The sequence below is a fragment of the Colwellia echini genome (genome assembly GCF_002843355.2).
Classification (GTDB): domain Bacteria; phylum Pseudomonadota; class Gammaproteobacteria; order Enterobacterales; family Alteromonadaceae; genus Colwellia; species Colwellia echini.
The window spans coordinates 15,571-41,572 of record NZ_PJAI02000018.1 but is presented as its reverse complement, the minus strand read 5'-3'; the positions used below and the strand labels follow the sequence as shown (position 1 = coordinate 41,572).

The following is a 26,002-nucleotide window of genomic DNA, read 5'->3' as shown; positions in this document are numbered from 1 at the left end:
GCAAACTAACTTTTTAGCTTTGTTAAAAAAACAGCCTATTTCAAACAATATTTTCGATATAAATGTGATGACTTTATATTCTCATAATCGGGATTATATTTAAGTTGGCTACACAACAAATTCTCTCTGTTAATAGCTTTAGCTGACTTAAGTACATGCTCTAATACAAAATATTGCTTAGTTGCTATTTCAAACTGCTTGAATAATGCAGCCCTTTCTTTACCTGATAATTTATCCCAATTTAATAACCATACTTGTATAGTGCCTTGTGTTACTAAATCAATATAAGGCCCTACAACAAGCGCTTGTTGTATGTAATATTTAGTATCAGCATTATAACCATACAAATAGTTATTTAAGCGTAATAGATCAACCCAAGGATCTGGCCATATTGATCGCAACTCTGTCGCTAACAAATACCACTGATGAATGTCTTGTAATTGCTCTTTATCCTCAAACCCCATATCAACACCCCAATGCTTTATTCGTCCTAACATATGGACGTAATGAGGATGAGTGGGGTCTAACGAATGTGCCTTTTCTATAGAATTTAAACCATGCTTGTATTCTTCAAGGTTTCTAATGCTTTTTTCACCTGCCCAATCATTCAATGAAAACTCTGCATTAAAGTACCAAGCATTAGCTACACCACGAGTAAAGGAATACGTTAAACCATATAAAGTCACTAAAAGTAATAAGCTCAAAACGACATAATGTATCGACTTATTATTAAAGATATAGTGTGATGATGTTGCGGATGTGTGCATAAAAACTCAATGATTAACTTTCAAACAAGCTAGCGGTAATATTGTAAGGGTTTGCAAAAAATAGTTGGTGCGCTTTTTCTTCACCAAATAAAGCTGTAATTTTGCTTCTTGCTTGGCTTAGCACTGGCGGTCTACGTTTAAGGTTATGCGCATCACTGGCAATAATCTGAATCAAGTCTTGTTCAATATAATTAAGCGCTAACGCTTGGCATTCTTCACCAAAGTGTCCAGTAATTGAACTTGCGGTCACTTGAAACCAACAACCTAATTGTACAAAAGATTTAATTTTATGAGGTGCTTTTAGTAAGTCCCGATTTCTTTCTGGGTGAGCAATAACCGGAGTGATATTATTCTTTTTAAGGTATTTAACCAACATATCACTTCCTGCAGGAATATGACTATGTGGAAACTCAAGTAACATAAATTGTTGACCATTATATTGGCCATACATAGGTAGTTGTTTTTTTGCTAACAGAGTTAAAATTTCAGAATCAAGCCTTACTTCTGCAGCAAAAGCTAATGCGATATCAATACCTAACTTTTTGACTTCTGCTTTTAAAATATTAAAAGCAGTGTCAATAACAGGTAATGTATTTTCAAATCGGCCCAGATGCAAATGTGGAGTAAGCACAATACGTGACACCCCATCATCGGCCGCTAATTTAATTAACGCTAACGCTTCATCCATATCTTTTGCGCCATCATCAATACCGGGCAAAATATGGCAATGTATATCTATCATCCGTTTTTATTTAAAGTCCGCGTGTCATTTACTGGTGTAAGTTCATCGCCATAAGAGTATTCATTGTAATAACCATGATAAGAGTCAGATTGTGAGGTTTTGCGAGTATCTACCTTATTTAATACTACACCGGCAATTTTAGCACTAGCTCGGACTAAACGTCCTATACCTTCTTGTGCTACACCAATACGGGTATCATCACTTTTCACAACGTAAATAACTGCATCTGCTTGTTGCGCAATAACCAAGGCATCACTCACCGACTGAACTGGTGGCGTATCAATAATAATACGATCATAGGATAACTTTAATTCTGCTAATAACTCTGAAAATTTAGGTGAGGATAATAACTCTAACGGATTAGGAGGGCGTTGCCCACAAGGCATAACTGTTAGGCCAGAAACTTCATCATGAAAAATACACTCACTAAATTTTTCAGTACCTGCAATTAAATTAGCTAAACCTGGCTGATAAGGAGGAATATCAAAGCGTTTACAAACGCTAGGTTTGCGCATATCTGCATCAATTAAAATAGTCCGTTCAACCTGTGCTAAAGCAAAAGCAAGATTAATCGCTGTTGTTGTTTTCCCCTCTCCCGGTACCGATGAAGTTACCTCTATGGTTTTACATTCCTTATCAAGCTGAGTAAGCACAAAGCTAGTTCGCATTGTTCGCACCGACTCTGCGAATTTTTTACCACTTTCATCAAAGAAATAATGCAACATAAAGCCTACTTTTTTCTTAAAGTGTATTAACGGTAACAACCCTAACATACGTTGCGATAATTTATTCTCTACATCATGTGCATCTTTGAAGGTGTCATTTAAGGCATCAACCACAAAAGCGATCACAACACCAAAACCAAGAGTAACAATAAAAGCGAGTATTACAATAAGTGGTTTATTAGGCGTTGTAGGGTAAGCAGGTCTAAAAGCACGATCAGTAAAACGAGCAACAGCAGAATTAAAGTCACTTGTTACCTCTGTTTCTTTTGCACGAGAGAAAAAAGTATCATAAATTTTTCTATTGGTTTCTACCTCACGTGAAAGTTTCCTATATTCATATTCTTTCGATGTTACAGTTTGATATTGTGCTTTGATTCGAACAAGCTCTTCTTCAAGTGCATTGATATTACGCTCACTAGTAGTCAGCTGCTTTTCAACCCCCGTAATCAACTTATGAACTTGATTAGACAAATTATCATTAACTGTGATTAATTCAGCCTGAGCCGCAATCATTTTAGGGTGTTTCGGACCGTATACTTGACTTAACTCTGATACTTTCCGCCCTACAATCACTAATTCTTTTTTGACATTTTGAATTGTATTATGAGAGGTTATTTCAGTAATCGTTCCTAACATATCTAAGTTATCACGCCCATATTCATTAATTACGCGTACTATACTTAATAATTTGTTTCTAACATGCCTTTCAATAACTAATTGCTTAGAAGTTTGCTCTAACTCATTTGATATTAACCCTACAACACCCGACACCCCGGACATGTTCGACACATCAATTAGGTTTTCACGTTCGCGGTATTCCTGAAGTTTAGTTTCCGACTCATCAAGTCTCATTCGTAAACCAGATAACCTTGTAGTTAACCAACCTGCTGCTGTCTCTGTCATACCTATTTTTGCTGCAAGATTTTGGTCAATATAAACCTCACCTACTGTATTAGCAACTAAAGCAGCCAATTGAGGATCACTACTTTCAAACGTAATATTTACTAATTGCGTTTTACGCACAGGACTGATGGTCAATCGACTTAAAAAGCTCTTAACTAACAGTTGCAGCACCATATCACTTTCTTCCTCCCCATCTAAAACTACTTCTTTTTTTTGAGGCAAGAAAGGGATATTACTTTTTACATCTTTAATAAACTCTCTAATAGCCGAAGGTTTCCCAATGAAGTCGGGGTGATTTATTAAATCTAATTTTTCTACAACAGCTTGAGCTATTTTTCTTGATTTTAAAACTTCAAATTGAGTTAGGTAATATTCCTTCCTGTTTGAGTCAAGACCATAAATCTCTTCGAACGAAACAGCTTTAACTTGATCAGCTTCAATCAGTAATGTTGCTGTAGCTCTGTAAATTGGCGTAATATTTAAAGCGACAATAGCTGCAAATATTGATACTGCTAAAGCCAAAAAAATAATGCGCCATTTATTTTTATTGATCACCGAAAAATAATGCCGTAAATCAATAACTTCTTCAGAAGTTGACTTAGTTAAATCCAATGATGAATTGCTTAAACCTGAAGATGTATTAGGTAAATCTTTATCTGCGTTAATCATAGTAAGAACTCAAAATAAATAAACAAAAATGAAATGGATGAAATTTAAAAAAATCTTTGTCCAATAGTTATGGTATCACCAGCATTAACATTATCGTCAAGTGAAGCTTTTTGTTTTTTACTCTTATCTCCCTCTTTAAACAATGAAATCTTATTATCATCCGCACGCTCAGTTAATCCCCCAGCAAGAGCTACTGCTTGATTAATGGCCATACCTGGTTGGTATGGGTACCCCCCAGGCTTTTTTACTTCTCCATGAATATAGAAAGGCCTATATTCAACTACTTGAGCATAAACATTAGGACTAACTAAATACCCCCCCTTCAACCCATTTTCAATAAACTGCTCAACTTGTGTTACCGTCAAACCTGCAATAGATATTTCCCCTAAAAAAGGGTAATTTATTTTACCACTATTACCCAGCAAGGTTTCAATAGTTAAGTCATCTTGACCAAACACCTGAATAGATACCTTATCGCCAGGACCTAATATATAAGATTCTTGTGCAAACGAAGTAAATGATAATATTAATAACAGTACTAAATTAATTTTTACATAAAGATTATTCACAAAAACCTCTTACAAAGAAAAAGTGAAGTCTAAACCTACGATACTCGTATCATAAATCATAATTTCATCAGTAGAGTCATTATCTGTATACTCAACAAATAAGGTTACATCAACCCAGCGTTGAAGTTCATAAATAACATCCACATAAATATTATTGGTTTTATCATCTCGCCCGTTACCTGAGTAATCAGTATCTAAATACCCTGAATAATCATCATTAATAAAACTGTAATTCATATTAGTGGTAACTTTTTCATTCCACTCATGCTTCCAGCTTGCACCATAAATACTTTCAATTATATAATCTCCACGCCCATCGGGGTCTTTTGCTGCTCTCGATGTAACCAATGATAAAGCAGTATATGTTAAAGGTTTCCAATCAACATGACCTTCCCAACTAACCCCTTTAAAATCTTCACGGTTGGAATCAACAAACTTTTTCTGTTCTTGACCAATTTCAAAACTACCTGAAGTTAAAGCCGTAGCCTCCCATTTCACCCCAAGTAACACAAAGTAAACATCGGAATCTCTTGAAACTAACTGGTTTTTATCGTAACGAATTGTACTTCCTTTAATACGAAAGAATGCGTCTGTATTAGCATTGGTAGTATAGAAAAGTGTTGACCCCAAAGTAGACTCATCATAACTACGGTATTCAGTATATTCTGTAAAATTAGTATATCTTTTACTGTAATAACTACCTAAAAAGTCTATACGAGCACTGGATGCAAGGCTTCCATATCCGTATATTAACTGACCAAATTGTCCAGTATATTGTATGGGAGCATCAACAATATCACCTAAGCCTTCTGTAATACCGGTACCACGAGGTTCGACTTGACTATCAAGTTTGAGCGCCACATCAAAACGATTACGTGATCCTGCCTCAAGATGGGTTTTAAATCCTATGTAACCGGTAAGATAATCATCATCAGAACTATCTACATATGTGCCTGACTCCCCCCCTAAATCAAATTTATAATTATTTATACCATCATCTAATAGAAAGCTAGCTGCTGGAGCTAAGGTATAAATACCACTTCCCGTTGTGTTACTGCTTTGACTAAAAATATTGTTATTATATTTATATCCAGTGTTAATTATTGGAGTAATAGCGATACCTGAATCTGTTGTATAAGCTTCAGGTTGCACAGCAGTAACGTCGCTACTAAATACTGCGCCCGAAAAAAGACACAAAATAATTTTATTTTTCATAACTATCCCTTTTAAAATAACATTAATTTTAACTAGTTTTTATTACCGAAATATGGCTTTAGAAAGTTCTCGACGCTTTAAAAGTTTAGGTTGGTCTAATTTTCTAAAATATAAAATGAGCCACTTTATTAAATATCAACATCCGTAAACTTACGGGGTATAAGCGTAATCTAACAAATATGGTCGTAAATAATTAATACTATAAGACTTGTATATTACAAATTAACTGGTATGAAAACTAAGCTAATGCCCTTTATTTTCAATTTGTTAACTTAATTATATTTAAGTGTAAGTTTAACAAGTGTGAAACTTTATAGATAGACATAAGTGAGTGAATTTCCTCAATTAATAAAAGGATAAGCACTGATAAAAAAAGAACCTTCCCATTATCGCATATACACTTTAACTTGATAATTGAATTTTTTTCACCCCTTTTTTAACTATAAGTTAATTATTCATTCACAATAATTAACTCTTTAAATTCAACATGATTTAATGAGTTGATATTAGGATTACGATACATGCCAATTTTAAGATAGTGCTGGTAATTATTTAGCATATTCTTCCCATTAAAAGTTTTTAGTGCATCATCATTTAGACTAAATATTAACTCGCCATCACTATCATTACTCCAAGTAATATTAAAAGCGTAACGATTCCATTTTCCTTTATTAACAGGAAACCAAAACTTTTTATTGCCTAAATAATGAATTGTCATCCCAAATTGATTATCTTTCTCTTCAAGAAACAATCCTATAGGAGGAGAGTTTTTTGGAAAACCAGACCACGTCTCACCTAATTGAGGATTTGGTTGGTCATGCCATTGAGCAAAAAGCCACCATCTGTTTTTCCCTTTATCAGCCAAAAAATCATCAGGGATTAACATATCAAAACGATACGTTATTTTATCTCCTACAACATAAGGAAAGTTGACAGCTAGCTCCGAACGAATACCACCAAATATTTTTTCTTGTTCTGGAGTTAAAGTAAAAGTAACACTATCGTTACCAACATCCACATTATCTAGTGGAGCCTCTAAGTGCATAAAAGGCTGTAGTTTTGAAGCTGATAAAGCTGCAGATACTTCAGCTAGAAAATTAGCATCGTTAACTAAAGCAAACCATCCTTTTTCATTTGGCTTATTCTGCTCAGATGAGGTGCAAGCAAAAAGTAATACCAATATAGTTATAAAACTAATAGGCCCCCTAAGAGGTTGATACTTTCTCATATAGTTTATTCCACTTTGGTAAAACAACATGTGATGTAAAGTTATCTGCATAAAATGCTTTAGCATTATGACAAACATATTCATTTTCTTTATCATTATTCAATACACGAGTTAACTTGTAGTACATTTCTTCTACATCCCCTTGATTAAATAAATATCCTGTCTCTCCTTCAATAATCACTTCAGGAATAGCACCAACGGGTGTAGAAATTATTGGAATTTCACAAGCCATCGCCTCAATAATAACCATAGGTAAACCTTCATTATATGTTGGTAAAATCATTAATTCACAATCGCTTAAAAGCTGTTGCTTTTGCTCTGTATTTATCCAACCATGAAAGGTTATAGAGTCATTTAACTCTAGCTTATCTACTAACTCATGAACCTTATCATTTTCACCGCTTCCACATAAATGTAAATGATAATCTATATCAAGTTTTGCAACCGCATGAATTAAATCATAAATGCCTTTACGCTTTATAAAAGCGCCCAGAAATAAAATATGTCCTTTACGTCGAGTTGCGTGGACTTTATCTATATCAACATAATTATTTATAACAGCAACACTTCGACCAGATATCGACTTTAGATAATCAAACCAACTATCAGATAATACGACGAATTCATCTACATTTTTAATTAACCAAAGCAAAAGAGTTTGAGTAAACTTTGATCTAGATTCAAAATAATCTTTAAATTCAGAACCGTGCAAATGTATGATAGTGCGATTATTGAATAATTTTGCGATTGAAACAAAAGTTAGTTTTCGCCAAAAACTCCCTTTGTATGACATATGACAATGTAAAATCAGTTCTTTTTCCTTTATAGACAACCAGATGAGTTGCAAGCTTGCCTTTAAAAATAAAAATAAATCACCTACTTTCCCAGCCCCCTGGTGCGACTTAATGCGAGTATGTTTCTTATCTGCAAATAAGCCATTGTCTATATAACCCTGTATAACAGAATCTATCCCGCCCTTACTACAAGTACCTAATGTAACTATATGTTTCACAAATCAGTTCCTTCATATTTGTTTTCTATGGAATTACTAGAGCCTTTATACGAAATTATCTTACTTGGATTACCAACCACAACAGCGTTATCTGGAATATCTTTTGTTACCACTGCATTAGCACCCACGACTACATTGTTACCAATAGTTATACCACCTAAGACACAGGAACCTGCGCCTAAATAAACATTGTCTCCAATAACAGGGAAATGACCATTTTTACCTGCAATCGTAACAGAATGAACTATTGTAAAATTTCGCCCAATGACGACATTTTCACCAAACGTTGTCGCAAATACATGCCGTATGCAAAAAGCTTCTCCAATATCTGCTCGATAATTTATATCTGAGACAAAGACTCTTTTGTAATAACTAAACATAAATTTAGGAAAAAAGCGTAACAGAGGATTGCTATCATAATGTTTGGCAAGTCGCATCCAAAATGAAAACTTAAACCCTTTGTTAAATAGTAAGCTTTTTATAAATAAACCTATAGTAATATTACCATGGTACCTATATAAATCTGATTTAATAAGCTCACTAAATTTAAGAGTCATGTTTAATTACCTCATTGATTAATTCATAATATTGGGAGGCAATAATTTCCTCTGAAAAGTCTTTAGATCTCTTTATTAGGGTTTCTCCAGTAACTAAAGGGTCAAGTGCTTCTTTTATGATGATCTTTGCCAAAGATTCACTATCTCCTACTTCAGCCAAACGACCATACTTACCATCAATTAAAATTTCTGCAGGCCCGTAATTGCAATTAGTAGATACTATAGGTAGACCAAATGACATAGCTTCCACAATAACATTACCAAACCCTTCCCAAGCGGAAGATAAAACAAAAACATCAGCTTTTTTATAATAGGTTTCAACGGCATCACTATAACCAACAAATTCAATAGTCTTTTCTAAGCCATACTCTGCCACTAAAGACTTAACTTTATTAAATTCTTTTTTATCTGTGGTGCCACCAACGATATTAAGATGTACATTCTGTTGTTGTTTAATTATTGATATAGCCTTAATCAAGGTTGAGTAATCTTTTTGCGGGACAACTCTGCCAACAGCAACCAGTCTCAAAACCCTAGCACTTTCAATATTTTTAATTACTTGCGTTTCATTTTTTTCATCATTTTCATTTTTAAGTCCTTTATTAAAGGAGCCATTAAAACGAACAGGATTATAAATGGTTAACGTTTTCGAGGGTTGTTTCAATAAAAGGTTAACCTGCTGCTCAAGACCTTTTGATACACACAATACCTTGTCAGCCAGCTTATAAACCCAACCGACATAAAACCTTAAAACTTTCTTTTTTGAGTTCGATTTAAATTGCCAATGTTCATTCAGTGCAGCATGTTCACTTACAATAACTGGCACTTTATATCTTGCTATCACTTTTGATAATAAACATGCAGCATTAGTATCGGTATACGCTGAAATAACTACATCTGGCTTTTCTTTAGTAATTAGTTTTGCTAATGGCACTATCGAGTTAAGAGTTCGTGAGGCATTTAAAGAAACCACTTCAAATCCTAGCGATTTAACATGAGTAACGTTATCGCCTTGTTCACTATCAACAGCAAAAATAATGGTAATAGGGTGCGTTTTACTTAACTCGCGAGCCACTGAAATAAAAACTTGCTCAGCGCCGCCAAAGCCAAGCTTTGATATCCTAAATATTATTTTCATTTTAAGTTCTCGATTTACAATAGTTTTTTAGCTTGACTAAATGCCTATGTATATTTGGTATGGCTAAGATCATTTTCTTGCGTAATGGGATTTTTTTATCAAAACAAGAGCGGACGGCAAGTTTTTTAGTATCAATAAAAACCGCAAAAGGTATTGATATTCGTTTATTTAACTCACAGTGACAGCGGTAAATAACATAAAACACATTGATTTTTAAATAGCTAATTTCTGGTCGATTATCATTAAGTATTTGGTTATATAGCATTAACATAGACTTTATATAATCAGGCTTCATATTTCGAGTAGCGCCAGCGGCATTATCACGATAGGCATATAACGCTTTATCTATATGATAAATACGCTCACTTTGCTGATATAACTGATACAAAAAAATCATATCTTCACAAAAATTTACCCCGGCAGGAAAACGTAAATCACCTAACACTGTTCTTTTCGTTATTCTTGCCCAAGAATAAAAAACAGATTTAGCGAATATATTACTAATAACATCATCAGTATTTAACAGCCCAAAATTATTATAAGTAAACATATCAGGGTTTTTACTTAGATCGGCATTGACTGAAAACTGCCTAAAACCAATATCGATAATATCAGGTGATTGTGAATTAATTATAGAAAAAACAGACTCATAATAATTATTAAATAATAAATCATCTGCATCTACAAATGAAATGTATTCACCCTTACTTTGCTCTATGCCGGTATTACGAGCAACACTAACGCCAGCGTTGGTTTGCTCAATTAAAATAAGCTGTTCTGAGGTTAATTGTGAGGCAAAGTTCTGCTTAATAATTTCAACGCTATTGTCTGTTGAACCATCATTAACAAGTATAACTTCAACGTTATTTGGTATTTCATAAAGTACTGATTGTATTGTTTCAACAATAAAATCTTTGGCATTATAAATGGGAATTATTAGTGATAACGTTATCCTCATTATTTACTCCCTAAGGTGTGACGAATATCTAATACGGTTTGGCGAGGCTTAAAAAACACTTCAAATACTGACACACTTGCTATTTTAAATATGTCACGGGTAGGTTTAAAAGCGCTATAAATTAAATAGTCGGCAATAAAGTAAGATAACACCGAGATAACCGCCGCACCTGTAATACCTACAACAGGAATGAGTAAATAGTTAGCCGTTAAACTAAAAGCAGCTACCACTAACGATTTAATCAGTTCGTATCGCATTAATCCTTTTAAAATTAATAACCGAGAAAATAATGCCGCTGGAAATATAAAAACCCACTTCCATGCGATAATAGCAAGTACGTCTCCAGCTCCTTTAAAGCTTTCACCATACAGTAACTCTATAATAAAATCGGCCATAACTGACACTGCTAAACTCATGACAAAGCCAAAAATAAACAATATTTTAATAAGACCTTTTGTGAATATAACTTCATCAGTACTGTTATTATCTATTCTTTTAGATAAAGCCAAATAAAAAGTCATAGTAATTATATGCCCTAAAAACACAAGCTGAGTTATTAAACGGCTTGAGGCGCTATAAATACCTACTTCATACTCACCTAATAATTTAGCAATTAACAAGATATCTGCCTGCATAAAAACAGGAAATAACGCTGCAGCGGCTAATAGGGGTAATGCTTCGGTAAGTAGCTTCTTTACTAGCGTTAGATCAAAGTCTAACTTGAATGGCTCTGTTTGCTCTTTTAAATAAAAACGTAATAACATTAAAAAATGAAAAAATGTTTGCACTGGAATAAAAAGTATTATGTATTCATAGTTATAATCATTTAACAGCGCCCAAGCTAAGTAAAGTAAACCTAATAACCTAGAATATACTGCCGAGGTGCCTATTTTTTTTGGTTGATTTATCGCTTGAAAATACAGTTTAAGCACAGTAGCTCGGCTAAAATATGTACCCGCTATTACCGCTAAAAATATAATGATTACATCTTTTTCGATGCCATTATCACTCAACCACCACAACACAAAAAAAACTATGACAGAATGGACACTCCAAGCTAAGGCTTGCAGAATAAACACTGTTGAAATATAGCGGCTGTCTTTTGGAGTACGGGCAATATCACGTACAATAATATGGTCTAAACCTAAAACAACTGTAAAAAGCAACATGGCTGTAATAGCTTGAACTAAACTCAGCTTACCTAAACTTTCTGGGCCAAATATTCGGGCCACTAATATAACGCTTAGCAAGCCAAACATTATCATGGTTACGTTTTCAACCGCGTACCAAGCCCCTTTTTTTAAATTGTATTTAACAGACATAATTATTCTTATTCTTTATAGGGATACTCATACAGAATATTAAAAGTAGAAAAAACCAGAATGCGTTTTGCGGAACCAGAAAAATGCTCTCCGTTATGCCAAAGGTGGTTATAAGGCAGAATAGTGAAATTAAAATTGAGCGTTGATTACGATCATCCATTTTTAATAAGTTCAAGAGTATCGTATATAGAAAAGTAATAAACATAAATAAACCAATAAGACCCAACGACAGAACAACATCAACAAACCCCCCATCTGAGCCAGATAATTTCTCTACCCAATTTAAATTTGTTCGTGCTAGGTCTGTAAAGTAGATCTCAGAATAGTCGTCGTGCCACCACACTGATGCATAACCGAAGCCCATAACAATTTTTTCTTCTGCATGATAAAGCATTGTTTTCCAAAGTATGCCTCGCCCAGTGATAGCCTCATCGGATAAGTTATTATAAATAAAATCTAAGATATCAATATGAAAAATATAGATCTGGATAAATAAAAACAGTAAAGCCCAATAACCAACTCGACTTAACGTAAAATGAAGCCATGCTCGTGTGCTATCAGTTATTGATATAGTTAAATATCCTGCGGATATAGCTAATATAAAAGCGATTATTGAAGTTGTTGAGTTTGTTAGTAGCAATAAAGATAGTGACAATAATATAAATATTTTTTTGAACCTAAGGACATCTTTTGAAAATAGCAATATTATTGTACACAAACCTAAAAATTGACCTGTCGTGTTTTTATGATGATAAATGGCAACAAAACTAGAGAGGTTACTACTCGGGGATAATATTAATGAAATAAACACTAATACAACACATAATAAAGCAACATCTCGTAATACTCGAAATATTGTATTTGGGGAATATATCTCCGATATCAATAATGCGGTAAAGAATATAAAACATTGAAATAGCGTTTCAAGTCTTACAAGACCAGCCCAATTAGACCAATAACTTGACATAAAACACCAGGCTAAAATCAAAAGAACGATATTAGATTTACCGAACCTTAGACATAGCGATGTGATGTTGTTATAGCAAAAAGGTAATAAAAACATGACTGATAACAACCAAATTGAACGGCTGCCTAATAAAACAAATATCATAATCGAAACTATTGCATATAGATAGGCAACGAGAGCCCTGCGCTTCCATGAATTTATATCGATTAGGTAATTCATTTTTCTGCCAAAAATAAGTGGTTCATAAATACGCCTGTTAGCCATTAGCTTTTATTGTTCAAATTAACAAAATTAGACAATTACTTTATATTTTCTAATTAGTACAATTTAAAAATGTGATTTAAAATGTCAGCATTTTTGGTGTTAATATTTATTTAATAGCCAATAATCAAACGACTATATTCGGCTAAAATAACTTTCATTATTTTAGCCGTTAGTACGCAAGTCACTGCGAAAACAGCAAAAGAGTAACCTGTTATTATAAAAAATCTAGCAAGATCTCTAATAAATCAACCTGCATAAGTGCCCGTGTAATAATAACGCTTTATCTTTTTAAGATTATTGAATCCTACAAATTACTCACTCGGTATAACCTTATAACGATCTAAGTAAGTCAATACACAACAAATGGGGCCCAATCACTTTCTGTTTAATTTTTGACCTTTAAGTTCAATGTATTTATAAGTTATGTTTGAGATATAAATTGTTATGAGAATGATTAAAATAGCAAAAAAAGTATTTACTGGTACGCTGCCTAAATTCATAAAGTACGAATCATTAATTCTTAATACCATTTCAGTGTTTGTTAATTTAGATAGTACTTTTAATATACCGGAAATATACATAAGCAACACAAAATGAGTAAGGTATATGGAATAAGATAGCTTTCCGGCATACTGGAATACATTAACTTTTAAAATTTTGGAAACTGCTCCGCATTCAAAGGCAAAACACAATACCGTCACTATAAATAATATGGTGGCTAATATAGAGCGGTATTCTAGATCCGACTGTACGATAAGTATTATTAATAAAATCAGTAATACCTCAATAAAACCTCCTAATATATACGGTACTTTGAGGTGTGAAATCTTACAATAAACAACATAAATTACAGCTCCTCCAAAAAAGGCAGAAAGCCCTCTAAGTACACTCCCTACTAATATATGTGAGTCAAAGTACATTAATAAGAAAGCCATCATTGAAATTACCAACCAGCTTATTACCTTATTCGATTTAAACGCAACAATGCTAACGAACAATAAAGCATACATATAAAATTCAATACTAATACTCCATGAAGGCCCATTAAAGCTATAAAGCTCCGTGTATGGAGTCCAAGCATGAATTAACATTAAATTAGGTAAAATTTCTCCTATAGCAAACTGATGTGCTAAAGGCTCACCATCAAAGTTTATAGATGTATATTTATAAATTAAAAACTTAGCAAGTTGAAAGACAAATACAAAAATAAACATCGTAAAATGTAGAGGATAAATCCTGAAGAACCTTGCTTTCATATAAGACTTAAAGTTCAGGTTTTTTCTGAAACCATAGCTATGAGCAAGCACAAAGCCACTTAATACAAAAAAGAACTCAACGAAAATACCGCTTCCTCTAAAGAAGTTAAGCTCTGTAAATGTCCCCACAAACCGCATGTGAAGTATCACTACACATAAAGCACATAATCCCCTAAAAGCATCTAATGCCTCAAATCTTTTATTCATATTAAACACCAAAACTAAAAACTAAAAATGCTTATTGTATTTACTCTTCAGAGTAATCATTAAAATATTTTCATTGATAATAATATTTTAATTGTTCGTGTTTGTTAGTAAACCAATTACTTTATCCGCTAAAATTTCATTCACGACAAATAGCGAACCTTCATCTGATAAGTGTCCATAATCTACTTGGAATAGCTTGCCACTGTTAACTTTGACTCGGCAATAATACTTGCCAGTATTAAGTCTGCATAGCTCATCTATTAATGAAATATATTCTAATTTCGCGTCTGCAAATCTATTTTTCATTATTGAATCCAATTCAATGAGTGTTACATCTAATCCTGCATCATTAATAAAATTTTCATTACTAGTCCAGTGAATAGGTTTAATCATTACTTTTGGTAAAGATGGCTGCCACTGAGGAAGAGGTCCTATTAATAAAACAGATTTTACTCCAGCTGATTTTATTTTTGTAACTATTTCAACCCACTGTGTTTCATCATGAGCCATACTTTGAGCAAGAATAACCAATTGCGGTTTTAGTTTGTAAATGCTTTCTAAGGCTAGTTTATTTGAATGTATACAAGACTTCCTAAATACAGCCATTTTCATTTTTGAGTCATTCAAAGATGGCTTGCACCCCGCAGACGTTTTCTGATAAAAGGGGATGCCCATTGGTTTTAATAATGTTCTAAGCCCAAGCGAAAGCGCCTCAGCATGAGAATCGCCCCATAAAAACACGCCTCCTTCACCTTTAGAAGTTAGGCAAATAGGGGCTATATTCAAATCGTTATTATGAGTCAATGAGGTGTAGCTATTACATTTCAACCAATATGAATCAAATCTACCCTTCTCAGAGCTTGCAATAGTATAAGTAGTTAAAAACTTAGCTTGAGGGGTTGAGGCACCTCTTCGTATTGATGTATCAATACCTGACTGGTAGTAAATATAACCACCTAACGAGCTAACAATAAGTAGAAAGATTATAGGTTTGCATTTTATAATATGATGTATGTTTGAAAAGTCTTTCCTAAAATTTGCTTTTTCAATATATCTGTTACTCAAGTAACCAAATATTATAGACAATGTGATGCCCAGGTAAACAAATGTTTCACTCAGCGAAAAACTATAAATAGCGACAACAAATGGCCAATGCCACAGATAAATAGAATAAGACCACGCTCCTAGACATTGAAACACACGGTTATTAGTAATTATGCTATTACTTCGATTTGCTTGAATTATTAAAAATGCCCCTAAGACTGGAAATAAAGCTAAATAACCAGGCCAAGCATCCTCTTTAGAGATATAAATATAAGACAGCACGACTAAAATCATACCGGTCCACTCTACTAGTTTTTTTCTGTTTTCTCGAAGGGATATAGGATAAAGGCAAGCAACACCTCCTATCATCATCTCCCATGCCCTAGTTGTTAATAAATAATAGGAAGAATTTGGCCATTTAAAGGTGGCTATAACACAATAAACAAACCCTAATATCGCGCAAATTAAGACTAAACCTTTCATCAAACGGACAGCCATAAATTTTTTCATTATGACAAGCAATAATGGATATATTATATAAAATTGCCATTCAACAGATAATGACCAAGTATGTAAAAGCCACTTTTCATTTGATGCAGGACTAAAATAACCTGACTCTTGCCAATAAACAATATTAGAGAAAAATAATATACTACTAGTGACATGTTTGCCTAGTGACTCATAATCAAGTGATGTGAGATAAAACCAGCCAAAAATAAGCATAACGAAACAAAGTAATGCTAATGCAGGAATAATTCTATTGGCTCTTGCAACATAAAACTTTAAAATTGAAAAGTTTTCTTGTTCTATCCCTCTAAATATTATACTTGTCATCAAAAAGCCCGAGATAACAAAAAAGACATCTACACCAGCAAACCCACCAGGCATCCATGCTGGATTAAAATGGAATAAGACTACAGCTATAACAGCAATAGCTCTAAGACCATTTATATCTTTTCTAAATTTCAAATTAAATTCCTCTATAATAATTTTGAAAGGGACTTTTACTAAGCTATCCGTTGAGTAAATTCAAGTAACATGAGCTTTAAAATCATTATTTTTAATAACCTATAATATAACGGCTAAACTTAGGTGTTACTTTTTTCATTACAAGCGCAACACATATACAACAAACAACAACACTTCCAACTAGTGCTATATATACAAACCAAGGGTGACTGGTTTGTAAAACATAATTAAACTTATTCATTCCCCAAAGAAGATAGGGGTGTATGAAATATATAGCAAAGCTCGTTGCTGCAACGGTATGTACAACTCTATTATTAATATGCTCAAAACGGTGTAACCACACCATAAAAAACAAACAAAAAATTATTTTTTGTAGGAACATTAGGTCAATACTACCGTATATAAATGGAGGCTTATGATAACTCCCTAGAGTACTAGAATGTGCTTGCAAATATGCAATAAAAACTACAGTAAAAAAAAGATATACTTCTTTATTCTTAAAAAATTTATATATACTCTCTCTGTTGATCGAACAATATATTCCAATAAGGTAAACAGGAGTAAAAAACACAAAAGACTGAAAAACCAATAAATTATTTACAGGCCTCTGTATAAATACAGATATAAAACTTAATATTATAATGATTGTCAACTGTACGTATTTACTACTACGAATGAACGCTATATGCAAAGGGGAGCATATAAACGTAATCATAATAAAAGTGATATACCAATACGCATTGAAGAATGCTCCTGTCCAGTAGTATTTTAATACAGGAACTAAATATTCCGCCAAAAAACCATCGGTTGTTGGCAAGAAATACCCTTCATATATATCTTTTTTTAAAAACACATAGAAAAAGACTGGTGCTATACCTAATAGAATATAAGGTATAAATATATTCCTTATTTTTTTTACTATGAATTTTCGATATTGAAATTTTTTATAAAAGACGTAATAAAACAAAAAACCTGAAATAAAAACAAATAAAAATGTCCCTCCAGAAATTATATTTACTAGTGTTTTTTCAAATGTACTTTCAAGTGGGATATTTACAAGCCCCATACTATGCCCTGCCACAATAAAAATTATAGCTATAGCTCGAAAATGGTTAAATGAATTTAAAAACACTCAGAACTCCTAAAATTTGATACGATATTTATATTTATTGATGAAAGATTTCATTGAGATAATGAAAAAATCACCTAAGCTAAGGTAATATAACGTTTAATAGCAGTAACTCTTTTGCCTTATAGAAAAGGCTATCAATGTCCCTTTTAATATAAATTAGCAGTTTTCAATAACAGTACTTAAGTAATCAATTAATTTATTCCGATTTGGACTACTTTCATCACTTGCCGGTTCTAGTTGGTCATAACGTGAAAGTAACGCTTGTAGCTCCTGTTCATCATTTGCTATGTAGACACCTTTAACCCCATCAAACTTACTGGTTGTAGATTGTTGGTGGTCATTTCTATGCTCGCCAAATTGAAATTTTCTAGCCATAAGTATTAAAGGTTTGTTTTTTTCAAAACCAGTGATAATAGTCCCCATACCTGCATGACCAACAATTACTGTAGCTTCAGATGTATATTCGTCGTATTCACTCGGCGTCAAAAAATCAACCGTTTTAATAGAATGATAATCTCCATTTGAATTTGCTGTTTGTGCAATGACATTTACTTGCTTGTCTTTTGATGCCCAATTGTTAATTTGAGTAATTAATCTGTCAAAAGGAAGTTGAGTGCCTGTAGTTACAAAAATTAATGGTTTTTTCAAAATACAGACCCCTTATATTGAGTTGAATCATCTGCGAGTTGTTCCCACTGAGTAAGCACAACATCAGCAAATTTTTTACTAATTTTTCCACACAAAGAAAGTTGCTCTGCATTAGCTACACTATCTACCCATATTGTTTTTTTAAAACATAATTTCCCTAAGATAAGACCTAGCAATCCTGGTGCAGCACCAGTAGTAATAACTACATCTGGCCAGAAACGGATAAAGATAACTATCATTTGGATAAAAGAATAAATTGCACGTAGTTTTTCATTTTTATTTGAGTCACATACTATTGCAAAGTTATTAATATTGTTTTGCTCTGGCAAACCTTTAATAGTTGTTACATATTTAACAGTTTGTGAATCATAAGCAGGCTTTAACAGCATTAATTGCTTCCAATGACCTCCTCCTGATGCTATTGCTAATACTTTTTTCATATTTTTTCCTATGAGGTTTGTTGAGTTAATACAATTAATCATTACCAAACAAGTCGCGGGTATAAACTTTAGCTAATACGTCGTCTAAACAGTCTGTCATTCGGTTCGCTACAATCACATCAGATATTGCTTTAAATTCATTTAAGTCTGTAAACACTTTTGAATTAAAAAACTCAGTTTCTTGTAGTTCAGGCTCAAATAACACCACTTCAATACCTTTCGCTTTAATACGCTTCATGATGCCTTGAATCGCTGAAGCTCTAAAGTTGTCTGAGCCTGTTTTCATGATTAAACGATATATACCAACCACTTTAGGATTCTTTTGGACAATTGCATTTGCAATAAAGTCTTTACGCGTAGTGTTAGAATCAACAATGGCGCGAATCATGTTATTTGGTACGTTTTGGTAGTTAGCCAATAATTGTTTGGTGTCTTTAGGTAAACAGTAACCACCGTAACCAAATGAAGGGTTGTTATAATGGCTACCAATGCGAGGGTCTAAGCCAACGCCTTCAATAATGTGCTTAGAGTTTAAACCATGGCTTTCAGCATAAGAATCAAGCTCGTTAAAGTAAGCTACGCGCATGGCAAGATATGTGTTAGAGAAAAGTTTTACCGCTTCAGCTTCGGTTGAGTCTGTATGCAGTATTTCTATGTTTTCTTTAATTGCACCTTGCGCTAATAATTTGGCAAAGACTTTCGCTTGTTCGGTTTGCGCACCAACAATAATACGTGATGGGTGAAGGTTATCAAAAAGTGCTTTACCTTCACGTAAGAATTCAGGTGAAAAGAATAAATGGTCGCAATTTAATGATTCTGCCAACTGCTTAGTGTAACCAACAGGTACTGTAGACTTAATGATGATTGTTGCTTTAGGTGCATACGTTAAAACATCATTAATTACCGCTTCAACAGACTTTGTGTTGAAATAGTTGGTTTCAGGATCATAATCAGTAGGTGTTGCAACAATAACAAAGTCTGTATCTTTATATGCAGACTCTTTATCTAACGTGGCAGTGAAGTTTAAAGAGTTACCGGCAAGCTGTTTATCTTTTAAACATGCTTCAAGTTCAACATCAGCAATAGGTGATTGCCCATTGTTTAATTGTTGTATTTTTATTTCATCAATATCTAAGGCAACAACTTCATTGTGCTGTGCTAATAACATAGCGTTAGATAGACCTACATAACCTGTACCGACAACAGTGATTTTCATCATCTTTCCTTGTATTACTTTATAAGTTGTATGGATTCTTACTTATGTGTTTAAAGTTGCAGTTTTACTTAATAAGCATTCTTATCAGTAAAAGATCTAAAAATGGTGTAAAACACAATTTTCACATCAAACCAAAGTGACCAACGACGAATATAATCAAGATCATACTTGATTCGCATTTCCATTTTTTCGATGGTATCGGTTTCGCCGCGCCACCCGTTAATTTGTGCCCAGCCAGTAATACCAGGTTTGATTTTGTGACGAAGCATGTAATAGTCAACGGCTTTGCGATATTGTTCGTTGTGCGCAACCGCATGTGGTCTAGGCCCTACAACAGACATACGACCTTGTAATACATTGATAAATTGTGGCAATTCATCAAGAGAAGTTCGACGTAAAAAAGCGCCTAATGGGGTAATACGTGCATCATTTTTGGTCGCTTGAGTAACTACATCTGTATTTTCAGTAACTGTCATTGAACGAAACTTCCACACTTTAATACTCTTACCATTCAACCCATATCTGTCTTGTTTGAAAATAACAGGTCCTTTTGAGGTAACTTTTACTGCAACCGCAATAATCATAAGCGGAATAGCAATAATAGTAAGAATAATGCTAGACAAGACGACATCTTCAATGCGTTTAATTAATGCGTACGTGCCTCTCATTGGGTTGCAATAAACACTGATGGTTTGAATATCGCCTATTTGTGCCATTGATGCGCTCATCATGCTGTACATAAATAAGTTAGGAACAAGTTGTACGTTTACTGTTGTGTTGCCAAGTGAATGCAATATTTCAGTGATACGTTTTTCAGCTGTTAATGGTAGGGCAATATAAACCACATCAAACTCATTTAAGCGTGCTCTTTCTACGCCATCGCTAACCTTACCTTGTAAATCTCCATGAAAAACTTCAGGTAAACGAGACTCTTCTCTGTCATCAAATACAGCCTTTAAACGAAATCCAGTTTCAGGGTGCTCTAATATTTGCTTAGCCAGCCTTTGCCCTTCTTTAGTTACACCTATAATTGCAACAGAGCGAGTATTTAAACCTTTTCGACGAATTTTTCGCAAAAACAAGCCGAAACCCAAGCGCCAAGCAAACAATAAAAAACACGTTAATACAAACCAAATAGCAATAACAACGCGAGAGTACTCAAGGCTAGCTTGACTGAAGAATATATATATTAGTATTAAGCTAAATGCGACGGTCCAAGAAAGTGTCGCATTGAAGATTATTTCTTTAAAAAAACCATCACGCCAAGAGCGATATAAGGCAAACATTTCAGCAAAAAAAGAGAAACCAATTATGGCAATTAACGACAATAAAAACAGGTCTTTACTAAAAGTAATGTTATATAAAGAGATTGAAATAAACAATGAAAGTTGAATAATGGCTACGTCAACTAAGCGGTAAAATGTTGCAAACTTATTAATGTTGTTCTTAATGAAACCATCACTACTTAACATATAACAATACGTCCTTATTAATGCATTTAGAAAATGTAACTTGCAATGTACAGCTTTTTTAAATTTATTCAGATGAACTATCAATAATATAGATTTAAAATGTAAGTAAGTTACCTACATACTATTTAGCTACTGTTACTTTAAGAGTAAAACAAAAAGATGACAGTTATATGACTTTCAAATGATATACTTCAAAAAAAATAATACAATAAACACTGCAAATACATTCACTTAAGGTTTTTTATGGTGATATTTAAACTACCCTGTGAATAAATAACGCACATGCAGCGAACTATTTTAACAGCTGTATATTGACTGTTTAATATAGCAGCATAAATATAGCTGTATAAAAATGTAATTTTATTACTGTTTTTAGATATAATACTCTAAATACATTTAAATGCAATTTGTATATAATTCCTCTCTACTAATTGTTTATTTAACTATTATTTTAGCTAGCAATAGCGGACAACTGTTTATTTTTTTATTGTTCGAAGCTTTAATATTCCTAAATTTATTTACAATCGAACTTTCTATTGATTTATCCCCATTAACATTATTTAATGATTTATCATTAACACATTCGCTCACTAATTAAATATTTGTAGGAGTATTTTGAAACACATTTATACCCTACTAGGACTTATTTTCCTTATTATCGCCTATCCTTCTTCTAGCACGTTAGATGATTTTTTTTCTGCTGATTTTTACCAAAAATTAACCAGTGTTTATGGTGAAAAGGCAAAAAAACGTGCTGTTAAATGGCATGAGGTAATAATTGATAATCAAACTGACAATGATTGGTCAAAAATCAATAAAATTAATTATTTTTTTAATAATATGATCCGTTATGAGGATGACTTGTCGTTATGGGGAAAGAAAGATTACTGGGCTTCTCCTGTTGAAACAGTTGGGCGTGGCAAAGGCGATTGTGAAGACTTCGCTATTGCTAAATATTTCAGTTTAATTTCTTTAGGGATAGATCCGAATAAGCTGCGCTTAATGTATGTTCGCCAGTTAACCTTAAATCAACCTCATATGGTTTTGATCTATTTTGAATCTCCTAAACAATCTCCTTTTGTTTTAGACAATTACAACGCTAAGGTATTACCGGCCAGCAAAAGACCAGATTTAAAACCTATATATAGTTTTAACGCTCAAGGGCTGTGGTTGGCTAAAGCTAAAGGCTTAGGTACTAAAGTAAAAAATAGTAAAGGGGTTTCTGCTTGGAACAATTTAGTTCAGCGCATTGAACAAGGCGAAATGCACACTTTTAATTGATTATTGGTGAGCTGAATAAACTTAAAAATATACAAACTAATATGCATATGCAGTTAAAATAGGTAAATATTGGAAACATCATCGTTCGAAATATCTAGTCATGACATGGAAACAACTGGATCCCCGACAAGACAATTCGGGGATGACGCTTTAAAAACAACTGGATCCCCGACAAGACATTTCGGGGATGACGCTTTAAAAACAACTGGATCCCCGACAAGACATTTCGGGGGGACGCTTTAAAGCAAACTGGAATCTTGACAAGACAATTCGGGGGGGACGCTTTAAAACAACTGGATCCCCGACAAGACATTTCGGGGATGACGTTTTAAAGGCAACTGGATCCCCGACAAGACAACTCGAGGATGACGCTTTAAAGCAAACGGGAATCACGACAAGACAACTCGGGGATGACACTTTAAAGCAACTGGCTCCCCGACAAGACATTTCGGGGATGACGCTTTAAAGGCAACTGGATCCCCGACAAGACATTTCGGGGATGACGCTTAAAAGCAAACAGGATCCCCGACAAGACAATTCGGGGATGACGCTTTAAATCAAACGGGAATCACGACAAGACAACTCGGGGATGACGCTTTAAAGGCAACTGGATCCCCGACAAGACATTTCGGGGATGACGCTTTAGAAACGACTGCATCTCCGACAAGACAACTCGGGGATGACGCTTTAAAAACAACTGGATCCCCGACAAGACATTTCGGGGATGACGTTTTAAAGCAAACGGGAATCACGACAAGACAACTCGGGGATGACACTTTAAAGCAACTGGCTCCCCGACAAGACATTTCGGGGATGACGCTTTAAAGGCAACTGGATCCCCGACAAGACATTTCGGGGATGACGTTTCAAAGCAAACTGGAATCTCGACAAGACATTTCGGAGGGTGACGCTTTAAAAACAACTGGATCCCCGACAAGACAACTCGGGGATGACGTTTCAAAGGCAATTGGAATCTCGACAAGACAATTAGGGGATGACGCTTTAAAGCAAACTGGATTCCCGACAAGACAATTCGGGGATGACGCTTAAAAGCAAACTGGATCCCCGACAAGACAACTCGGGGATGACATGCTTAAGCTAAGTGCATAGGCATGTAAATTAATTTATAGGAAGAGTACATATGACTGTAGCACTTAAAACTGGCGTAAGTTTAAGAACACAGCTTTATGGTTTATTAATTGCCATAACGCTAATTACTTTTATTGGTTCAACTTGGGTTAGTGTTGATACAACTCGAGCTTATTTAGATGAGCAAATGGCTAGTCACGCTCAAGATACCGCAACCAGTGTAGGTTTATCTATTTCACCTTATATGGATGGAGAAGATCCTATTATTGTTGAAACTATGATCCTTGCCATTTTCGATTCAGGTTATTATCAACAAGTAACCCTTACTGATGTTGACGGTAAAGTCATTATATCTCATGAAAATAATAAAGCCGTTTCAGGCGTCCCCACTTGGTTCATCAACTTTTTTGAGTTAAATCCGCCAATAATGAGTAGCGAAGTAAACAATGGTTGGAATATTGCTGGTGTACTTAGTTTTCAAAGCCATGTTGGTGCTTCTTATGAAAAATTATGGCAACACGCGGTAAGTAACTTTTATTCATCATTACTGGTTGCGCTATTTGCATTTTTAATTGCCCACTTTATTTTACGTGCGGTGTTAAACCCATTATCTCAAGTAGAAGCACAAGCAATAGCAGTAAGTAAGAAAGACTTTACTTTTATTAAAAAACTGCCGATGACTCGTGAGCTTAAAGCGGTGATTAATGCCATGAATACCATGGTAAGTAATACTCAATCTTCTTTTGACTTAGTTACTAAGCAGGCCAATAAATTAACTAACGAGTTATTTATTGATGATTTAACACAATTAGGTAATCGCCGTGCATTTGAGAGTCAATTTCAAATACTAGTGAATGATATGCAAACTAACGATTCTGCGACATTAGGATTAGTGCAATTACATTCACTACAAAATATAAATACTAAATTAGGTTATAAAGCTGGTGACGAGTATGTTTGCCAAGCAGCTGTACTGCTAACCGAAAAACTAAAATCTTATGCTGGTGCTAAAGTATATAGAGTAAGTGGCGGTACTTTCTTTTTTACTCTTAATAACGTTGGCGAAGATGTTGCCGCTCTTTGTAAACAAATTAATAATAACTTTTCTGCTTTAAATTCAAATTATTATGAAGATGGCTTTGGTAAACTAGTCGCAACAACATTTAGCAATGGTATAGCGCTTAGTGGATTGCTCTCTTCATTAGATACCTTGCTAACACAAGAGATTTCGGCCACCTCTAATGGGGATGTATATAACGATGAAACGCTTAAAACACCTCGTGGGTTGCGCGAATGGTCGAAAACCATTGATGAGCTAGTTGCAACTAATCATATTGAATTTACCTTTCAACCTGTTATATCAAGTAGATCTGAGATAATTTTTACCGACTCTGCGGCTACTGATTTAATTAAACATGAAAACTCATCAATTAATGCCAATGTTTTATATTACGAATTGTTTAGTCAGTTTTTAAATAATGATGAAGTGGTGGCTAACAACCAACTTTACTCTATGGCTGAACGTACCAATAAATCTCAAGAATTAGACAAGCTTGTACTCAATAAATTAGCTACGTTATCTAATTTTTCATTAAACAGTACAATTGCTATTAATTTAACACATCAATCATTACACAGTGTTGATTTTGGACAATGGTTAGTTAGTTTTATTGAAAAGAATAAAAAGAGTTTACCTAAGTTAGTGTTTGAGATTAATGAAGAGGCAATACTAGCTGACATTACCTCTAGTATTCGTTTTATTCAACTGATCAAAACCTTAGATATTGAAGTGTGCATTGATCGCTTCGGAGCAAGTTTTACTTCATTTAAATACCTTAAAGGTTTAGATGTAGATTACTTAAAAATTGATGGGGCTTATATTCATGAACTTGATAATCACCATGAAAATAAACACTTTATTCAAGCAGTAACACAAATAGGCCATGGTGTTGGTATAAAAATATTAACGAGTCATGTTGAAAGTATAAAAACCATGCAGCTGTTATCTGAACTTGATTGTGATGGCCTACAGGGTAATTACATTCAAAAAACATTACCTTTGATGAAAAAAGATACAGATATAGGGTGCGTTTATTCACCAATTACGGTAATATAATTATTATTAGAGCATGTACACTAGGGAGTGCGTTAACATGAACAAAAACGTCATGAACAAGAATATAAAAAACCTTTTGCCTACAATGGAAAATTT

At 33.9% G+C, this 26,002-nt stretch carries 21 protein-coding genes; 2 read left to right on the top strand and 19 right to left on the bottom strand.

The features are described 5' to 3' along the window. Positions 1–35: 35 nt before the first annotated feature. The 19 genes from CWS31_RS13915 to CWS31_RS13825 all read right to left on the bottom strand — a co-directional run bounded on the left by CWS31_RS13915 (position 36) and on the right by CWS31_RS13825 (position 21,420). The gene (locus CWS31_RS13915; protein ID WP_148747771.1) at positions 36–767 is read right to left on the bottom strand and encodes a VpsP family polysaccharide biosynthesis protein; all 732 of its coding nucleotides are present in this window, start codon (positions 765–767) and stop codon (positions 36–38) included. 13 nt (positions 768–780) lie between these two features. Continuing rightward, positions 781–1,509, bottom strand: a complete 729-nt coding sequence (locus tag CWS31_RS13910) for a tyrosine-protein phosphatase (RefSeq protein ID WP_101343661.1) — start codon at positions 1,507–1,509, stop codon at positions 781–783. Further along, positions 1,506–3,806 (bottom strand): GumC family protein, encoded by a 2,301-nt coding sequence (locus tag CWS31_RS13905; RefSeq protein WP_101343660.1) that lies wholly within the window; start codon positions 3,804–3,806, stop codon positions 1,506–1,508. The genes CWS31_RS13910 and CWS31_RS13905 overlap by 4 nt, the downstream gene beginning before the upstream one ends. Positions 3,807–3,850: 44 nt before the next feature. Then, a complete protein-coding gene (locus CWS31_RS13900; RefSeq protein ID WP_101343659.1) occupies positions 3,851–4,375 on the bottom strand; it encodes a polysaccharide biosynthesis/export family protein in 525 nt (174 codons plus the stop codon). A gap of 9 nt (positions 4,376–4,384) precedes the next feature. Further along, positions 4,385–5,590: an outer membrane beta-barrel protein gene (locus CWS31_RS13895; RefSeq protein ID WP_101343658.1), complete on the bottom strand. Its 1,206-nt coding sequence runs from the start codon at positions 5,588–5,590 to the stop codon at positions 4,385–4,387. A gap of 451 nt (positions 5,591–6,041) precedes the next feature. Next, the gene (locus CWS31_RS13890; protein WP_170252885.1) at positions 6,042–6,818 is read right to left on the bottom strand and encodes a heparin lyase I family protein; all 777 of its coding nucleotides are present in this window, start codon (positions 6,816–6,818) and stop codon (positions 6,042–6,044) included. Then, complete coding sequence (locus CWS31_RS13885) at positions 6,796–7,830, bottom strand: glycosyltransferase family 4 protein (protein WP_101343656.1); 1,035 nt, start codon at positions 7,828–7,830, stop codon at positions 6,796–6,798. Before CWS31_RS13885 ends, CWS31_RS13890 begins: the two co-directional genes overlap by 23 nt. Next, positions 7,827–8,387 carry a serine O-acetyltransferase gene (locus tag CWS31_RS13880; RefSeq protein ID WP_101343655.1) on the bottom strand — a complete coding sequence of 187 codons (561 nt, stop codon included), beginning with the start codon at positions 8,385–8,387 and terminating at the stop codon, positions 7,827–7,829. The genes CWS31_RS13885 and CWS31_RS13880 overlap by 4 nt, the downstream gene beginning before the upstream one ends. After that, entirely contained in the window at positions 8,377–9,525 is a 1,149-nt protein-coding gene (locus CWS31_RS13875) for a glycosyltransferase (RefSeq protein WP_101343654.1), read from the bottom strand. Before CWS31_RS13875 ends, CWS31_RS13880 begins: the two co-directional genes overlap by 11 nt. Before the next feature lies 1 nt (position 9,526). Further along, on the bottom strand, positions 9,527–10,483 hold the full coding sequence (locus CWS31_RS13870) for a glycosyltransferase family 2 protein (RefSeq protein ID WP_101343653.1): 957 nt from the start codon (positions 10,481–10,483) through the stop codon (positions 9,527–9,529). Further along, complete coding sequence (locus tag CWS31_RS13865; RefSeq protein WP_101343652.1) at positions 10,483–11,805, bottom strand: flippase; 1,323 nt, start codon at positions 11,803–11,805, stop codon at positions 10,483–10,485. The genes CWS31_RS13870 and CWS31_RS13865 overlap by 1 nt, the downstream gene beginning before the upstream one ends. After that, positions 11,795–12,772 (bottom strand): O-antigen ligase family protein, encoded by a 978-nt coding sequence (locus CWS31_RS13860; RefSeq protein ID WP_101343651.1) that lies wholly within the window; start codon positions 12,770–12,772, stop codon positions 11,795–11,797. Before CWS31_RS13860 ends, CWS31_RS13865 begins: the two co-directional genes overlap by 11 nt. A 638-nt stretch (positions 12,773–13,410) precedes the next feature. After that, positions 13,411–14,499 (bottom strand): acyltransferase family protein, encoded by a 1,089-nt coding sequence (locus tag CWS31_RS13855; protein ID WP_101343650.1) that lies wholly within the window; start codon positions 14,497–14,499, stop codon positions 13,411–13,413. Between the two features lie 87 nt (positions 14,500–14,586). Beyond that, positions 14,587–16,512: an acyltransferase family protein gene (locus tag CWS31_RS13850; RefSeq protein WP_101343649.1), complete on the bottom strand. Its 1,926-nt coding sequence runs from the start codon at positions 16,510–16,512 to the stop codon at positions 14,587–14,589. A gap of 91 nt (positions 16,513–16,603) precedes the next feature. Next, positions 16,604–17,644 carry an acyltransferase family protein gene (locus tag CWS31_RS13845; RefSeq protein WP_101343648.1) on the bottom strand — a complete coding sequence of 347 codons (1,041 nt, stop codon included), beginning with the start codon at positions 17,642–17,644 and terminating at the stop codon, positions 16,604–16,606. 156 nt (positions 17,645–17,800) lie between these two features. After that, on the bottom strand, positions 17,801–18,292 hold the full coding sequence (locus tag CWS31_RS13840; protein ID WP_170252883.1) for a glycosyltransferase: 492 nt from the start codon (positions 18,290–18,292) through the stop codon (positions 17,801–17,803). After that, complete coding sequence (locus CWS31_RS13835) at positions 18,289–18,732, bottom strand: glycosyltransferase family protein (protein WP_170252882.1); 444 nt, start codon at positions 18,730–18,732, stop codon at positions 18,289–18,291. The genes CWS31_RS13840 and CWS31_RS13835 overlap by 4 nt, the downstream gene beginning before the upstream one ends. Positions 18,733–18,766: 34 nt before the next feature. After that, positions 18,767–19,948 (bottom strand): nucleotide sugar dehydrogenase, encoded by a 1,182-nt coding sequence (locus CWS31_RS13830; protein ID WP_101343645.1) that lies wholly within the window; start codon positions 19,946–19,948, stop codon positions 18,767–18,769. Between the two features lie 68 nt (positions 19,949–20,016). Continuing rightward, positions 20,017–21,420, bottom strand: coding sequence for an undecaprenyl-phosphate glucose phosphotransferase (locus tag CWS31_RS13825; RefSeq protein ID WP_101343644.1), 1,404 nt, complete (start codon positions 21,418–21,420; stop codon positions 20,017–20,019). Between the two features lie 615 nt (positions 21,421–22,035). Between CWS31_RS13825 and CWS31_RS13820 the strand changes: the two genes are divergently transcribed. Together CWS31_RS13820 and CWS31_RS13815 are read left to right on the top strand one after the other, a co-directional pair. Beyond that, positions 22,036–22,701 carry a transglutaminase-like cysteine peptidase gene (locus CWS31_RS13820; protein ID WP_101343643.1) on the top strand — a complete coding sequence of 222 codons (666 nt, stop codon included), beginning with the start codon at positions 22,036–22,038 and terminating at the stop codon, positions 22,699–22,701. A gap of 1,141 nt (positions 22,702–23,842) precedes the next feature. After that, positions 23,843–25,906, top strand: coding sequence for a bifunctional diguanylate cyclase/phosphodiesterase (locus tag CWS31_RS13815; RefSeq protein ID WP_101343641.1), 2,064 nt, complete (start codon positions 23,843–23,845; stop codon positions 25,904–25,906). Positions 25,907–26,002 lie beyond the last annotated feature (96 nt).

What these genes read in the sequence shown, in the direction of transcription:
- CWS31_RS13835 (WP_170252882.1), bottom strand. Translation starts at nt 18,732, where the DNA reads ATGAAAAAAGTATTAGCAATAGCATCAGGAGGAGGTCATTGGAAGCAA.
- CWS31_RS13865 (WP_101343652.1), bottom strand. Translation starts at nt 11,805, where the DNA reads ATGTCTGTTAAATACAATTTAAAAAAAGGGGCTTGGTACGCGGTTGAA.
- CWS31_RS13815 (WP_101343641.1), top strand. Translation starts at nt 23,843, where the DNA reads ATGACTGTAGCACTTAAAACTGGCGTAAGTTTAAGAACACAGCTTTAT.
- CWS31_RS13870 (WP_101343653.1), bottom strand. Translation starts at nt 10,483, where the DNA reads ATGAGGATAACGTTATCACTAATAATTCCCATTTATAATGCCAAAGAT.
- CWS31_RS13860 (WP_101343651.1), bottom strand. Translation starts at nt 12,772, where the DNA reads ATGTCAAGTTATTGGTCTAATTGGGCTGGTCTTGTAAGACTTGAAACG.
- CWS31_RS13830 (WP_101343645.1), bottom strand. Translation starts at nt 19,948, where the DNA reads ATGAAAATCACTGTTGTCGGTACAGGTTATGTAGGTCTATCTAACGCT.
- CWS31_RS13915 (WP_148747771.1), bottom strand. Translation starts at nt 767, where the DNA reads ATGCACACATCCGCAACATCATCACACTATATCTTTAATAATAAGTCG.
- CWS31_RS13910 (WP_101343661.1), bottom strand. Translation starts at nt 1,509, where the DNA reads ATGATAGATATACATTGCCATATTTTGCCCGGTATTGATGATGGCGCA.
- CWS31_RS13875 (WP_101343654.1), bottom strand. Translation starts at nt 9,525, where the DNA reads ATGAAAATAATATTTAGGATATCAAAGCTTGGCTTTGGCGGCGCTGAG.
- CWS31_RS13905 (WP_101343660.1), bottom strand. Translation starts at nt 3,806, where the DNA reads ATGATTAACGCAGATAAAGATTTACCTAATACATCTTCAGGTTTAAGC.
- CWS31_RS13825 (WP_101343644.1), bottom strand. Translation starts at nt 21,420, where the DNA reads ATGTTAAGTAGTGATGGTTTCATTAAGAACAACATTAATAAGTTTGCA.
- CWS31_RS13855 (WP_101343650.1), bottom strand. Translation starts at nt 14,499, where the DNA reads ATGAATAAAAGATTTGAGGCATTAGATGCTTTTAGGGGATTATGTGCT.
- CWS31_RS13895 (WP_101343658.1), bottom strand. Translation starts at nt 5,590, where the DNA reads ATGAAAAATAAAATTATTTTGTGTCTTTTTTCGGGCGCAGTATTTAGT.
- CWS31_RS13880 (WP_101343655.1), bottom strand. Translation starts at nt 8,387, where the DNA reads ATGACTCTTAAATTTAGTGAGCTTATTAAATCAGATTTATATAGGTAC.
- CWS31_RS13890 (WP_170252885.1), bottom strand. Translation starts at nt 6,818, where the DNA reads ATGAGAAAGTATCAACCTCTTAGGGGGCCTATTAGTTTTATAACTATA.